A 14,153-nucleotide genomic window follows, 5' to 3' on the forward strand; every position below is an offset into this window, starting at 1 on the left:
CGAATTCCCCCTCAGTTGCCGCGCCGGATTTCGGAGCCTTCGAAATCGATGGTGATGCGGAAGACCTTTTTCACGCGGCAGGTGATGTCGCCGGTCTGCAGGTCGACCTTTTCCGGCACTTCGATGCGGTGCAGGTCGATGACAGCGTGGTAGCCGCGCTCGGAGAACACGTCGATGAACATGGCGAGTGCCTGGGGGTCGTGCAGCAGCTCGTCCTCGGTGTTGATGTGCGCATTGCCGGAGATGGCGTGGCGACTGACGATCGGCATGACCTTGCGCTCGACGAAGGCGACAACCTGGGCGAGCAGCGCCGGGTTGTCGAATTGGTAGCCGTCGAGTCGCTTCACCAACTCCTGGCGGGCGTGCACGATGAGTTCGTTGGCGACGGGGATGTGACGCAGGGTGTCATGCGTCGCGGGATCGAGTTCCAGCGAGCTCTGGTATTGGAGCTCCTTGACGATGTTCTTCTCGACCTCTTCGACGGTGCCCTGGGCGTTGACGAAGTGGTAGTGGAAGATCGACTTCAGCGACTGCAGGGCGTCCCAGGTCTTTTCCTTGAAGACGCGGTAGCGGCGGCGCGCGAGGTCTTCATCGTAATCGGTCGGACGCTCCTCCCAGAGTTCGCCGTCGCCGGTGCGGCGCACCTCTTCATTGTGTTCTTTGGTGAGTTTGCCGCGCTTGAGTTGGCGTTCGATCGAGACTTTCTCCTCCACGAAGAGCACCATGATGTGCACGGTGGGTTGGCGGAAATGGATGCTGAGCGGGGTGCCGAAGAACTCCCGCCGCAGCGCCTGCATTTTGGTGACGAGCAGCTTGAGCGACTCCACCTGCACGTTGGTGCGGGGAAAGCCGTCGAGGATGCAACCGTCGCGGTATTCGGGCTTGAGCAACTCCCGCAGGAGGATGCCGATCACCTCACGGTCGCCGACCATCATGCCGGCGTCCTTGATGCGTTGCGCCTCGGGCGAGTCGAGCAGTGAGCTCACCACCACGGGCGGGCAGGTGAGTCCGCGGGCTTTGAGAATAAACTCGGTGTTGGTGCCTTTACCAGCACCGGGCGCGCCGCCGAGCAGAATGATCTCCTTGGGGAAGCGCAGGTTTTCGCGACCGTATTGCGACTCCAGATCGTTCCAGACGTCGTTAAAAATCAGGGCAGAGTCCTTGATCTCCAGATCGGCGGGCTTGTTGCCATTGGGGGGGGATTGCGGGGCCGGCGAGGCGGGGGGGACGTCGGATACTGACATGGCGCGATCCGCAGGCCAGCGGCCCTTCGCCGATTTGTCGAGCCGAGGTGACTATAGTTTGAGCGAAAAATCGATCGCTTGTGGGGCGGATAAGCAACGTGGCAAAGCCAAAGGCTTCGCCGGACTAACCGAACGGAGCCGCAGGGTTACGGGAACCAGGGAGGGCGCGAATCCTCGGTCAGAATGGCCAGGCGATCGAGAAACCCCAGGTCTCTTCTTTGCCGACGTTGCGTCCGTCGAAGATTTTCGAATAGGCCACGCGATAGTAGCGCCGCGCGGAATCGGCATAGCCCAGCGCAAGCTCCCAACGGTCGCTTTCTTCGCTCACGAGCGGCAGGCGATCAGGCGTGAAGCCCGGCCCCCCGATGTCGAGACCACCGGAGGCGTCCCAGCGGTGGTAGCCCGCTTCAGCCCAGAAACCTCCACCCAATCCGTGCTTGAGGGTAACGCCCCCGCCGAAGGCCTCCGGCACCGCGCCTTCGTAGATCCAGTAACCGAGGTAGGTTTCGACCTGGGCGGTCGCCAGGTTGAACTGGAAGGCGTAGCGAAGATCGGTGCCCCAGGCATCGTCGCCAGGCGCGCTGAGCTGTCCCGTTTCGTAGTCGCCCGGAATGGTGAATCCCAGACGCAGGGTGGAGTCGAAGCCGTCGGTGTTTCGGGTTGTCACCGCATAGCGGATACCGGCGTAGGTGTCCGCGATGCCATCCTGGCTGCCCAGCGAGAACGGGCCGAACGATGCGGACGAGGTATCGTGGTAAGCGAGACTCAGATCGGCGCCGAGGCGGTGGCCCAGGCCGTAGTCGACGGAGACGCGGAACTGTTTACGTTCGATTTCATCTCCGCCCGGGTTGGGGCCGAAGGTATCTCCGGCCCAAAACATATCGAAGCTTTGGTGGTAGAAGGCGGAGTGCACATACGAGCGGCCTTGTTCAAGCACGGTGGAGGCCTGCGCGGAGCCGCTGAACAGGGCGCCGGTGACGGCGAGCGTGAGGGCGGCTTGCGCCAGTTGGCGAGGGGAGTGGATCATGTTTTAGCGAGGCGCGGGACCCTTGGGTTAGCCATGGGTTAGGTAGGAAGGCGGGCACTCGTGCGGCGGGCCCCGCGCGTGGTTGCGGCACAGAGGTGTCCGTGCGACAAACGAACGGCGGTGCGCGTTGATTGCGCGGCGGGTGGTTTTTGCGTAAACCTACCCCGGAATGCCTGCCGTGACCGCGGCGAACCGGTTGGCATCCACCTGCGACAGGGCGAAGAACACCAGATTGCCGTGGGCCCAATGGGCGAAGTTCCAGCCCCCTCGTTCACCCAGTCTGCGGGATTCGCCGGCGGTCGGAGGGGCGCCGACCTGATCCCGCGGGAACGCGACCAAATGGATCACGGTTTCGACGTCGCCCGCCGACGGTGGCTCGAGGTAGAGGCAAATGACGTAGCCAGTGACGCCGTTGAGGGTGAGCACCCGACAGCCGACGCTTTGCAGGCCGGCCAAGGGAACCGGCACGCTCAGGTCGGCGGGAGCGCCCCGCTCGCGAAGCCAGGCCAGGAGCGGTGCTTGGTGGGGGCCGGTGAGGTCCAGGGTGAAATCGGGTGAGCTGAAGAACGCGGCGATACCGGTTTCCAATGTGGCGATCGATGGACGCGCGGGCGCCGGATGGTTGAGTGCTGACGCGCGCGCCGACCAGAGCAGCAGGGCGATCGCGGCCGCCGTGGCGAGCACACTCAGGCGCAGGACCAAGCGACGGCGCCGGTAACGCGCCGCGGCACGGCGCCCGGCGGCGAGGATGGCGCGACCCCGCTCGGCCGGCATCGATTGGCGGGCGTAGAAGTCGCGGAAGTCTTGCTCAGGGTCGGACACGGCGGCGGGGATCAGTCGGTGAAAGGGTCCGCGGTGGAGGACGGCCGGGCGGTGACGAGTTGGCGCAGTTTGGACATGCCGCGGTTCAGCAGGCTGAGCACAGTGTTGCGGGAGCGGGAGGTGAGTCGACCGATTTCAGCGGCGGTGTGGCCCTCGATGTGATGGAGAAAGAGTGCCTCGCGTTCGCTTTCCCGCAGCTGTCCGAGCAAGGCCCACATATCCTCCTGTGTGCCCTGAGCCATGGGGATGGGGGCGGCGGGGCTGTCGTGGTGTTCGGCCGGTTCGAAGCGAACCACCCGGGAGCGCCGCTGTTGGTCGATCACGAGGTGTTTGATGGTGGTGAAGAGCAGACGGGGTGAGCGGATCTCTCCGTAGCGGCGATGCAAACTGAGCCAGGCTTCCTGCACCACATCCTCGGCATCCTCGCGATGGTGGGTTAAGGCCAAGGCATAGCGAAAGCCGCGGTCCAGCAGTTCCGCGGCAGCGTGCCCATCGGGTTGGATCGAGTCGGCAGGGTTTCCCATCGGGGACAGCGTGGGAGCCCGTCGCCCCGAGTTTATTCCGTGGCGCGGTCGCTGCCGGTGACGGTCGGGAAGTTTCTGATGATGGGATTGGAGACACCTTGCGTTCGACAAAAACGAACGAAGACGGCGTTTGATTGCGCCGTGCCGCGCACGTCACGACGAGGTTCGTGTCTTCTGCCTCTCGGCGCTGGCTCTTTGCTGGTTCCGGCGACGCCACACGTAAAGGCCGGCCAAAGCGGACATCAGCAAGGCACCGTAGGTGCTGGGTTCGGGGACGGTGATCTCATTGGAGCCGTAGTCGTAGGTCAGCCAGATGGTGTCGGAGGCGTTGAAGCCGCTGAAGGTGATCTGGGCGGTGGTGCTGTTGCGCTCGTCGATGGTCGCGCCGGTGAAGTTGGTCGCGGTCCAGAGGTCGTAGAAGCTGTTCCAGTTGGTGGCCAGAATGGTGCCGCCGAGGTCGATCTCGAGGGTGCCGATGTTGAGCGTGCCGATGTCGGCGCCGGCGAAGTCGATGACGGAATCGCCGGTGACGCGCAGCGTGCCGACGTTGAAGGTGGTGCCGTCGTTGACGAGGTTCAGGGTGGTGGCGTCGCCGAGCTCGAGGGTGCCGCCGAAGGTGAAGTTATCGACGATGTTGAGCGTGTTGGAGGCGGTTAGCTCGATGGTGCCGGTGGAGCCGGTGCCGTCGGCCGCGCCGATGGTGCCGCCGTTGAGGGTGAGGATGCCGTCGACGTCGAGCACACCGGTGAAGGCGCCGGCGCTGCCGAGCTGGTCGATGGTGAGGTCGCCGCCGGAAGCGATGGTGAGGGTGCCGGAGCCGTTGAGCTGATCGATGGTCTCGGTGTAGGTGCCGACGTCGAAAGTGCCCGAAGCGCCCAGGTTGATGTCCATCGAGTCGGACAGGATGTTGGAGTTGCCCAGCGCGAAGGTGCCGGCGTTCACGTTGGTGGTGGCGTAGGTGTTGATCCCGCTGACGGTGAGGGTGCCGGCGCCGTTCTTTTCCAGCGTATTGAAGGTGTTGTTACCGGTGAACGTGGTGTCGCCGATGGATTCGACGGTGAGGGTCTTGCCGGAACCAGTGATGTTGCCGCCGATGGTGAGCGAGGCGCCGGACTCGGTCTGGATCTCGCTGTTGGCGGTGAGGGTGACGGCACCGCCCCAGGAGTTGGTGGTGCCGGCGAGGGCGCGCAGGGCGCCGGAGCCGTCGGAGTTGTGGCCGGTGCCAGCGAGCGAGAGGGCTTCGCTGCCGATGGTGACGCCGTCGAGTTGGAGCTGGGCGCCGGAGAGGACCTGGGTGCCGCCGTAGGTGGCGCCAAGGCCGGAGTTGTTGTCGACCTTGAGAATACCGTCGGACACGAGGGCGGTGCCGGTGAAGGAGTTGGCCCCGGAGAGGACCAGGGTGCCATCGCCGGTTTTGTTGAAGCCACCGTTGGAGAGCACGGCGTTGATCTGCAGGGTGGACCCGGAATCGACGACGACGGACTTGGCCGTGTCGTTGTTGAAACCGAGGCGACCGTCGATGGTGGAGGTGGCGTTGTTGGAGGCGGTGAGCGTGCCGATGAGGTCGAGGCGATCGCCGGTGCCCGAGCTGTTCTTGGCCTCCACCGTGCCGCCGTTCATGGTGAGGTTGTTGATGACCTCCTTGTGGCCCTGCAGGTCCCAGTAGCCGTCGGCGTTGATGGTGATGTTGGAGGAGTCGGAAATGAGGTTGGACGAGATGTCGACGCCGCTCTCGTAGAGGCCTTGTTGCAGGACGGCGGACCCGGCGGCGCCCACGCCGTCGCCCACGATGACCTCGCCGCGCATGCCGGCGTTGTCGTTGTTGTAGGTGTTGAGGATGGTGAGGCCGTCGTTGAGGTAGAAGTCGGTGTCGGGGGAGAGCAGGAAGTCAGGGATGTAGGCTTCGCCGTGATTGAGCAGCAGGGTGCCGGAACCGTTCTTGATGATGTCACCCACGCCGGTGAGGTCGGATTCAACGGTGATGTTGCCGCCGTCGGTGTTGAGGGTGAGGTCGTAGCCGTTGAGATCGAACTCGTAGGAGTTGACCTGCGAGCCGAGCGTGAGGGTATCGGCAGTGGCGGTGACGGTGGTCGCGCCGCTGAGGGTGAAGGTGGAGTCGAGGACGTTGTTGCCGGAGGAGCTGAGCACGGCGCCCTGGCCGGCGGTGCCGGTGCCGGCGAGGGTGATGCCGGTCTCGCTGTCGACGGTGATGCCGCCGGTAAGCTCGAGCGTGCCGCCAGACTGGACGGTGGTGGTGCCACCGCCGGAGCCGAGGGCGTCGTTGTTGGTCGCGAGCAGGGTGGTGCCGGAGCCGATGGTGAGATCGCCGCTGAAGGTGTTGGCGCCGGAGAGGGTGAGGCGGCCCGTGCCGGAGGTGATCAGGTTGCTGGCGGTGGAGCTGCCGTCGGAGACGATGCCGAGGATGATCACCTCACCGGTGTGATTGAGGGTGAAGGAGCGATTGGTGCTGTTGTTGGACAACTCGACATCGTTGAACGTGGTGTTCGCGGAGTTGGTCAGGTTGAGGGTGTTGTCCCCGTTGTGGTTGACCAGCCGGTTGGTGAAGGTGAGCGCGCTGCTGCCGGCGATCGTGCTGGTGTCCTGCACGCGCACGACATTGTCGAGGGTGCGCGCGGTGCCGTCGCCTTGCAGGGTGGCGCCGCGGAGACGGACCACGCCGGAGCCGAAGGCGCTGTCGTCGCCGACGGTGACGGTGCCGGCGTCGAGGAAGAGGTTGCCGGTGAAACTCTGGGCGGCATTGAGTTCGAGGTCGCCGGCCGAGAGGGTGAGGGAGCCGGTGTGGGTGTTGGTGCCGTTCACCACCAGGGTGCCGTCGCCGGATTTGGTGAGCGTGCCCGTGCCGCTGATCACGCCGTTGAGGGACGTGGTGGTGCCGGTCGCGACGGCAAAGTCGCCACCGCCGGCGTCGATGGCGATGCCGCGGTTCGCATCGAGCGAAAGGGTGGCGGTGGTGTTGAGGATGCCACCATCGAGCGTGAGGTGGCCGGTGGTGGAACTCGCGGGGGTGGCGCCGAGGTTGGACTCGGCGGCGATCGATAGGGTGCCGCCGGTCACGGTGGTGGCGCCGGTGTAGGTGTTGCTGCCGCTCAGGACGAGGGTGCCGGTGCCGGTCTTGGTGAGGTCGTTGCTGCCGGAGATGACACCGGTCACGCTGAGGGTGTCGGCGGTGGTGTTGAAGGTGGTGGCAGCGCTGAGGGAAACCGCACCGGACAGCGTGTTGTTGCCGCTCACGTTTTCCACCGCGCCATTGGCGGCCGAGCCGGTGCCCGCCAGTTGGACCGTATTGTCCAAGTTGATACCGCCCTCGAGTTGCAGCGTGCCACCGGCCGAGACCACCAGCGTGCCGGAGCCCAGCGCCTCATTGGAGCCGGAGGCGTGGAGGTTGCCACTCGCCACGTTGACGGTGGCGGCGAGGGACGTGTTGTTGCCCGAGAGCGACACGGTGCCGCCGCCGTCGATCGAGAGGCTGCTGCCGGCGCCACCGGTGAGTTGGCCGACAAAGGCGGAGTCGATCACGCCAGGGGCGCCGATGGTGAGATTGCCGGTGGCGCCGAGGGCGACGGTGGCGGTGCTGCTGGCGCTGTTGAGTTGGGCCAGGGTTTCGGTGTTGCCGCCGAGGTCGAAGGTGGAGGTGCCGAGCAAGGTGACGGTGGCGGCGTCGTTGATCTGTTGATTTGCCTGCAACGTCGCGGTGGTGCCGTCGGCGAGGGTGAGGCCACCGCTGCCGATGGCATCAACGCCGGCGGACTTGTTGAGCGTGAGGGTGCCGCCCGCGACCGTGGTGAGTCCGGTGTAGGTGTTGGCGTTGGCGCCAGTGAAGGTGAGGTCCCCGGATTCGAGCGTGACCGCGCCGGTGCCGGTGGTGATCTGGCTGACTTGAATGGCCCCGGTGCCGGCGGCCGCGAAGGTGAGGTTGGTATCGGTGCCGGTAAGATTGCCCGAGAGATTCAGCGTGGTGCCGTTGTCCGTCGTGATGCGGCTGGAACTGGTGGCGGTGAGCGTGCCGGAAAGGGTGGTGGTGCCGGCGAGATTGTGTATCACGCCGCCGTTGCTCACGCCGGTGCCGGCGAAGGTGATATTCTCATCGATGGTGCCGGGGGCGTTGAGATTTAAGGCGGCCCCGGAGGCGATGACGGCGGTGCCGGTGCCAAGGGCGCCGGAGGACTGGGCCTCCGTGATGCCGCTGTTCAAGTAGAGGCCGCCGGAAAAGGTGTTGTCGCCGCTCAGCACCAGTTGCCCGGTGCCGCCACCATCGCGCACCAGTGAGTAGCCGGAACCGCCGTCGGTGATGTCGGCCGAGATGATGAGATCGCCGGCTCCAGTGATGTCGGCCACCGTGTTGTTGCCGAGCTGGAGCTGGTAAAGGCTGATGGTCTGATCGAGGGCGTTCTTCTGTTGGATGAACGGCACGGCGCCGGCGAGGGTGAGCACCTCGGTGGTGGCCGAATTGAGGGTGTAGGACACGGTGGCATTGGCGCCGAATTCGATGCCGGCGATGGTGTCGGTCTGGTCGAGCGCGATGGTGGCCTTGCCGTTGTCCTCGTCGTCGAAAAGGGCGTATTCCGTGGCGCTGGGTTCACCGGCGCCGGGGGCCCAATTCTGGTTGGTGCCCCAATTGCTGTCGTTGCCGCCGCCGTCCCATTCCTTGAAGCCCAAGGTCGCGGCGGTGATGAGGTAGGCGGAGGTGCCGAGAACCGTGGTGGTGCCGGTGTCGAGCTCAGCCACGCCGAAGCCGGCGAGGTAGATGGTCGACACATCCTGCGCCCCAACGGTGGTCGCGAGCTGGTCGACGCCGTCCTCCCAGTTGTTGATCACGAGCACGCCGCTGGGCGGGGCGGTGAAGGTATCGAATACGAAGGCGTTTGCGCCGGTCGTGGAACCGAAGTCGAGCGTGGCGCCACCCGCGGCGCTGAGGTCACCGACCCGTTGATCGAAACCGGCGAGGTTGAACGTGCCCGAACCGCCAATGGCGACGGTGGTGCCGGTCGAAAGGCGGCTGGCAGATCCGAGGGTGAGCGTGCCGGCGGAGATGTCGGTCGTGCCGGTGTAGGTGTTTGCGGCGGTGACGATGAGCTCGCCGCCGGTGACGGTGACTCCACCGGTGCCGCTGATGACCCCGCCGTAGGTGTTGGCGCCGGCGGTGTTCAACAACTGACCACTGCCGGTGACGCTGAGTGCTTCACTCGCGATCGTGATCCCGTTCTGCAGTTCGAGGGTGCCGCCGGCGGCGACGGTCGTGCCGGTGCCGGCGTCGCCGAGGGCTTCGTTGTGGGTGGCAACGAGGGTGCCGCCCGAAACGGAGGTGCCACCGGTGTAGGTGTTGGCGGTCGAGAGGGTGAGCGAACCGCCGGACACGCTGACGCCACCGGTGCCGCTGAGGGTGCCGGCAAAGGTGTTGGCATCGGTGGTGTTGGCCAGCGTGCCGGTGCCGGTCAGGGTCACGGCTTCGCCAGTGAGGGTGATGTTGTTGCGCAGCTCGAGGCTGGCGCCGGTGGCCACCGCAGTTCCGCCGGCGGTGGTGCCGAGGGCGTCGGCGTGGCTGGCGATGAGCGTGCCGTTGTTGACGGTGGTGGTGCCGCCGAAGGTGTTGGCGCCGGCCAGGGTCAGGTCGCCGGTGCCTGACTTGGTGAGGCCACTGGCGGTGGCGGTGCCGCCGTCAGCAATCACGCCGGCGATGGTGGCGTTGCCGGTGTTGTCGACGGTGAAGGTGCGGCTGTTGCTGTCGTCGGACAGGTTGACGGCACCGAAGGTGGTGGCGCTGGTGTTGGTGATGGCGAGGGTGCGGTTGCCGGTGAGGGTGAGGGTGCCGGCCAGTGCGAGATCGGAGGCGCCGCCGATGGTGGCGGTGCTGCCGGTGAGCTGAAGGTCGTTGCTGACGGATCGAGCGGTGCCGTCGCTTTGGAGTGTGGTGCCGGACAGGTCGATCAGGCTGGTGCCGAAGGCGTCGTTGTTGCCGATGGTCAGGGTGCCGCCATTGAGATCGAAATTTCCGGTGGTGGTGTTGGTGCCGTTCAAGACCAGAGTGCCGGCATCGAGACGCGTCGTGCCGCCGTAACTGTTGTTGCCGTCGAGCGTGATGGTGCCGGAGCCGGTGACCGTGAGGTTGGGGGCGAGGGCGCCGCCGCTGCCGTTGGTGATGGCGCCGGTGACGTCGAGGTCGCCGGAGCCGGCGAGCGTGAGCGTGCGGTTGTTGGTGTTACTGGAAAGGGCGAAGCCCCCGAAGGTGGTGGTGCCGGTGTTGTCGAGGGTGAGGGTGCGATTGCCGGTGAGAGTGAAGGTGCCGCCGAGGTTGAGATCGGAGGCACCGGCGATGGTGAGGTTGCCGGTCAGGGTGCCGTCATTGGTGATGGAGCGGGTGGTGCCGTCTCCCTGCAACGTCATGGTGCCCAGGGCGACGCTGCCGGTGCCGTCGCCAAACGCGGCGTCGCTGCCGACGATGACGGTGCCGGCGGTCAGGGTGGTGTCGCCGGTGTAGGTGTTGGTGCCATTCAGGGTGAGGGTGCCGGTGCCGGTTTTGTTCAAACGACCGCCGGAAGGGGCCGCGCCGTCGGAAATGGTGCCATCGATGGTGAGGTCACCGCTGCCCGCCAGGATGAGACGATGGGCGGTGGCGTCGGCGGAAAGCGCGATGTCGTTGAGGACCGTTTGACCGCTGCCAGCGAGGGTGAGGGTGCGGTTGTTGGCGAGCGTCAGGGTGTTGGTGAACGTAAGATCGGCGCTGCCGCCGAACGACGTGTTGCTCACCAGGCTGACGGCGTTGGCGATGGTGCGATTGGCGGCACCGCCGTCGAGCGTGCCGCCTTGGAGCGTGAGGGTGCCGGTGCCCAGAGCGGAGGCATGGCCCATGATGAGGGTGGCGCCGTTGAGCCAAGTGCCACCGGTGTGGGTGTTGGCGCCGTTGAGGGTCACGGTGCCGGTGTCGCGGAGCCGCAGCGTGCCGGCGCCGGTGCCACCGTCGGACACGATGCCGTTGACCGTGGTGGTGCCGGAGCCCCGCAGGGAGAGTGTGCGGTCGGTGCTGTTGTTGGTGAGCTCGATGTTGTTCAGCGTGAGACCGGCCGTGAGGTTGTTGGTGAAACTGCGGCTGCCGTTGAAGTTGGTCAGGGTGCCGTTGACGGCGACGGCGTTGCCTCCGGTCAGGGTGACGTTGGAGGCCAGGCGGAGATCGTTGAAAGTGAGCCCCCCGGCCGCCGCATCCCAAATCTGCGTGCCGGATGATCGCACTTCGGCAGCAAAGGTTTGCGTGAGGCTGTGGTTGTTGACGATGCCGCTGGCCCCGACGGTGAGCCGGTTGCCAGCATTGAAGGTGAAGGCGTTGCTGCCGGTGCTCGAGAACACCAGGCCACCGATGGTGCGATTGGCCCCCAGGGTGATGCTGAACTGGCTGTTGGCGTTGGCCGCATCGAAGGTGGCTACGTCGGTCGTGACGGGTGGTGTGTCCCAATTGCCGGCGGTGCCCCAATCGCCCGTGGAGGCTCCGCCGGTCCACGACACTTGCGCGAGAGCGCCGGATGCGAGCACGAGAAAGAGCAACGCGTCCGCCAAGTGCGGGCGTGGCACGACCCCGAACCCCAAGGCTGCTCCGGTGGAGAGGGGCGGGATTTTTCCGCCGGCGCACATGGGTGCATGCTGGGGCGACAGCGTGCATCATGCAATCTTGGACTAATTGGGTGAAGAAGGTCTAAATTCGAACCCATTCAGCCGGCGGTGGCGGCGGGCTCGAGAACCGAAGAATTTGGTTCGTGGAGGCGGGAAATCGCGGAACCTGGTTCGCTGCAGGCAGTCAATACCCGTGCCGAATGGCCCCGGGGTTGAAGCCCCGGGAGTTAGTTGAAGCTGGACCTGACGGGGTCGCCGAATGGTGGCCCCGTCTTGGTGTCCGGGTGGGGCGAACGGGGGGAACCTAGCGCTTTTTCAGAATCGTGCGCGGACCGGTTTCCATTTGACCGCGCGTCACGCCGAGTTGGTTGAGGAGTTTGAGTTCCTGCCAGAGGGCGGAGCCGGTGAGGTCGCCGCGGAGCAGACGTTGGTAGGCGGCAACGGTGCGCGGGATTTCGGCGGGGGCATCGTGCACAAACTCGATGCGGAAGTGGCGGGCGCCCAATACGATGAGGCGGTCGACGTATTCGGCGCCGGTTTGGGCGCGGTTATTGTAGACGGTGTTGCGGCAACCGGCGTCGGCTTTGAGCGGGAGTTGGGCGCCGACACGATCACGCAGGGCGACGCGGTGCTTTTCGCAGGGACGGCCGCAGTCGTGGTAATCCTTACCGGAGCTGAGGAAGGCGCAGAACACGCAATGCTCCATGTGAAACATGGGCATGTGCTGATGGATCGTGATGTCGAACCAGTCGCCCGGTGCATTTTGCAACAACGCCTCGAGCTGGCCGATGTTCAGGTCGTAGCTGGCGGTGACGCGTTCGAGTCCGTAGCGCTCGCGAAAATACTCGGCGGTCAACGGGTTGGCGACGTTGAGAGAAAAATCTCCGCGGGTGCGGTCGCCGGCGAAGAAGCGCAGGTGCTCGTGATGGCGGACGAGGTAGCCGTCGGCCTCGCAGGAGCGGACCTGTTTGAGGATCCATTCCTCGCCGGGTTTGAAGACACGGGGCGGGGCGACCCAGATGCTGGGGGGCTGGTCGCTGGATACTGGGCGCTGGGTGAAATGAGATCTGAAGCGGGTGACCGCTTCGCGGTAGTGTTTGGGGTTTTCGAACTCGCAGTAGAAGGTGCGGATGCCGGGACAAGTGAGGGCGGCTTCGAATTGCGCGAGGTCGCGGGTGACGACGATGAGCTCGGGGGCGGTGTTGCTGGGCGAGGACGCCGTGGCGATGCGGGTGGCGGCCGGGTCGGGCGCGGTGAGTTCCCAACGTTGTGGTGCTTTGCGCAGGGCGGTGAGTTGCTCGACGGCGTTGCGCCGGAGTTGGTTCAACTCACTGAGCGGCAGGATGACATCGCCTTCAAGGTGATTGGTGAGGTCGCCGAGTTCAAAGGGCGTGCCGCCCAGGCGGCCGAGTTGTTGGCGCAGGCGTTCGGTGTCGAGGGGGCGTTGCTCGGCGACTTCCAAAGGCGAGCCTGAGGCGGCTTTGATCTGATGCCCTTCACCGTCATTCAGGATGAGGGTGAGCGGGGCGCCGGCGTGGCCGTGCACTTCGGCGCGGATCGGGCGGGTGAAGCGCACTTTGTCCCCGGCGAAGGTGGCACGGAGTTCGCGTTCGAGGGCCGGGTCGCTGGTTTTCCAGAGGCGGTCGCCAACGTGCACGCGGGCGAAGTTCACCGCGCCGCGGCCGAAACTGAGCACGCTGTCGCCGGACTTGGTTGTATCGATGGTGTAAATACGTCCGCCCTCTTCGCCTTCGGCGTGACGGCCGGCGTCGAAGGCCACGCCGTCGCCGGCCTTGAGCGGGGACTCCAGTCGCGCGAAGACGCGCTCGCCCTGCACGCGGGTGACCCGGCCGAGGTAGCGGCCGCGTTTGGTGCCGAAGCGGCCGTGGGCGAGTTCCTGGTTGTGGATGCCGTTGAACCAGCCGGTGTAGAGTCCGCGGGAGAAACTCATCTCCAGTTCATAGCGCGCGGCCTCGCGATCAAAGGCGGGCGGCGCAGCTTCGAGGATCTGGTCGAGCGCGCGGCGGTAGGTGCGGGTGATGGAGGCGACGTATTCGGGACTCTTGAGGCGACCCTCGATTTTGAGCGAGGCGACGCCGGTGCGCACGAGTTCGGGCAGGACGTCGAGCCCGGCGAGGTCCTGCGGACTCAGCAGGTAGGCGCGGTCACCGAGGTCGACCTTCTGGCCGTCGGAAACGAGTTCGTAGGGCAGGCGGCAGGCCTGGGCGCATTCACCGCGGTTGGCGGAGCGGCCGCCGAGGGATTCACTGGTGAGGCACTGGCCGGAGTAGGCGACACAGAGGGCGCCGTGGACAAAGACTTCGAGGGGGAGCGGCCGGCTGGAAGCGGCCTGTGCCTCCTGGATGGCGTTGATTTCCTTGATCGAATTTTCGCGGGCGAGGACGACGAGTTGGGCGTCGAGGTCGCGGGCGAAGTCGACGCCGGCGCCGCTCGAGATGGTCATCTGCGTGGAGCAGTGAATCGGGAAGTCCGGCGAGAGGCGGCGAATGAGGCGGCAGATCCCGATGTCCTGCACGATGGCGGCGTCGACGCCGCTGGCGATGATGGTGCGCAGGTAGTCGGCGGCGTCCTCAAGTTCGTCGGCGAAGACGAGGGTGTTGAAGGTCACGTAGCCCCGCACGCCGCGTTCATGGAGGAAAGCCATGAGGGCGGGCAGGTCGGCCTGGGTGAAGTTGTGGGCGCGCATGCGCGCGTTGAAACGTTCGAGGCCGAAGTAGATGGCGTCGGCGCCGTTTTCGACGGCGGCGCGCGCGCATTCCCAGTCGCCGGCGGGAGCGAGCAGCTCGGGGCGTAGCGGTCGGTTGGGAGTGGTTTCGCGGGCGTTCTCCATCTTGGTAAGCGGCGCATTGCGCCGTCAGAGAAAGAGAGAGATAAAGAATAAAGAGAAAGATTCTC

The 14,153-nt window shown here is 65.6% G+C and carries 6 protein-coding genes; all 6 read right to left on the bottom strand.

The window, feature by feature from the left end:
• Positions 1 to 11: 11 nt before the first annotated feature.
• The 6 genes from AC0MRV_RS03390 to AC0MRV_RS03415 all read right to left on the bottom strand — a co-directional run bounded on the left by AC0MRV_RS03390 (position 12) and on the right by AC0MRV_RS03415 (position 14,088).
• On the bottom strand, positions 12 to 1,244 hold the full coding sequence (locus tag AC0MRV_RS03390; protein WP_472763022.1) for a nucleoside monophosphate kinase: 1,233 nt from the start codon (positions 1,242 to 1,244) through the stop codon (positions 12 to 14).
• A 178-nt stretch (positions 1,245 to 1,422) separates the two neighbouring features.
• Positions 1,423 to 2,271 (bottom strand): transporter, encoded by an 849-nt coding sequence (locus AC0MRV_RS03395; protein ID WP_472763023.1) that lies wholly within the window; start codon positions 2,269 to 2,271, stop codon positions 1,423 to 1,425.
• A gap of 159 nt (positions 2,272 to 2,430) precedes the next feature.
• A complete protein-coding gene (locus AC0MRV_RS03400) occupies positions 2,431 to 3,093 on the bottom strand; it encodes a hypothetical protein (protein ID WP_472763024.1) in 663 nt (220 codons plus the stop codon).
• 11 nt (positions 3,094 to 3,104) lie between these two features.
• Positions 3,105 to 3,617 (bottom strand): RNA polymerase sigma factor, encoded by a 513-nt coding sequence (locus AC0MRV_RS03405; RefSeq protein ID WP_472763025.1) that lies wholly within the window; start codon positions 3,615 to 3,617, stop codon positions 3,105 to 3,107.
• A 153-nt stretch (positions 3,618 to 3,770) separates the two neighbouring features.
• Positions 3,771 to 11,198 carry a beta strand repeat-containing protein gene (locus AC0MRV_RS03410; RefSeq protein WP_472763026.1) on the bottom strand — a complete coding sequence of 2,476 codons (7,428 nt, stop codon included), beginning with the start codon at positions 11,196 to 11,198 and terminating at the stop codon, positions 3,771 to 3,773.
• A gap of 343 nt (positions 11,199 to 11,541) precedes the next feature.
• Positions 11,542 to 14,088 carry a U32 family peptidase gene (locus tag AC0MRV_RS03415; RefSeq protein WP_472763027.1) on the bottom strand — a complete coding sequence of 849 codons (2,547 nt, stop codon included), beginning with the start codon at positions 14,086 to 14,088 and terminating at the stop codon, positions 11,542 to 11,544.
• Positions 14,089 to 14,153: the final 65 nt, after the last annotated feature.

The organism is Actomonas spartinae (genome assembly GCF_051209155.1).
Classification (GTDB): Bacteria; Verrucomicrobiota; Verrucomicrobiia; order Opitutales; family Opitutaceae; genus Actomonas.

Coding starts and splice junctions, on each gene's coding strand:
- AC0MRV_RS03390 (WP_472763022.1), bottom strand. CDS start 1,244: ATGTCAGTATCCGACGTCCCCCCCGCCTCGCCGGCCCCGCAATCCCCC.
- AC0MRV_RS03395 (WP_472763023.1), bottom strand. CDS start 2,271: ATGATCCACTCCCCTCGCCAACTGGCGCAAGCCGCCCTCACGCTCGCC.
- AC0MRV_RS03415 (WP_472763027.1), bottom strand. CDS start 14,088: ATGGAGAACGCCCGCGAAACCACTCCCAACCGACCGCTACGCCCCGAG.
- AC0MRV_RS03405 (WP_472763025.1), bottom strand. CDS start 3,617: ATGGGAAACCCTGCCGACTCGATCCAACCCGATGGGCACGCTGCCGCG.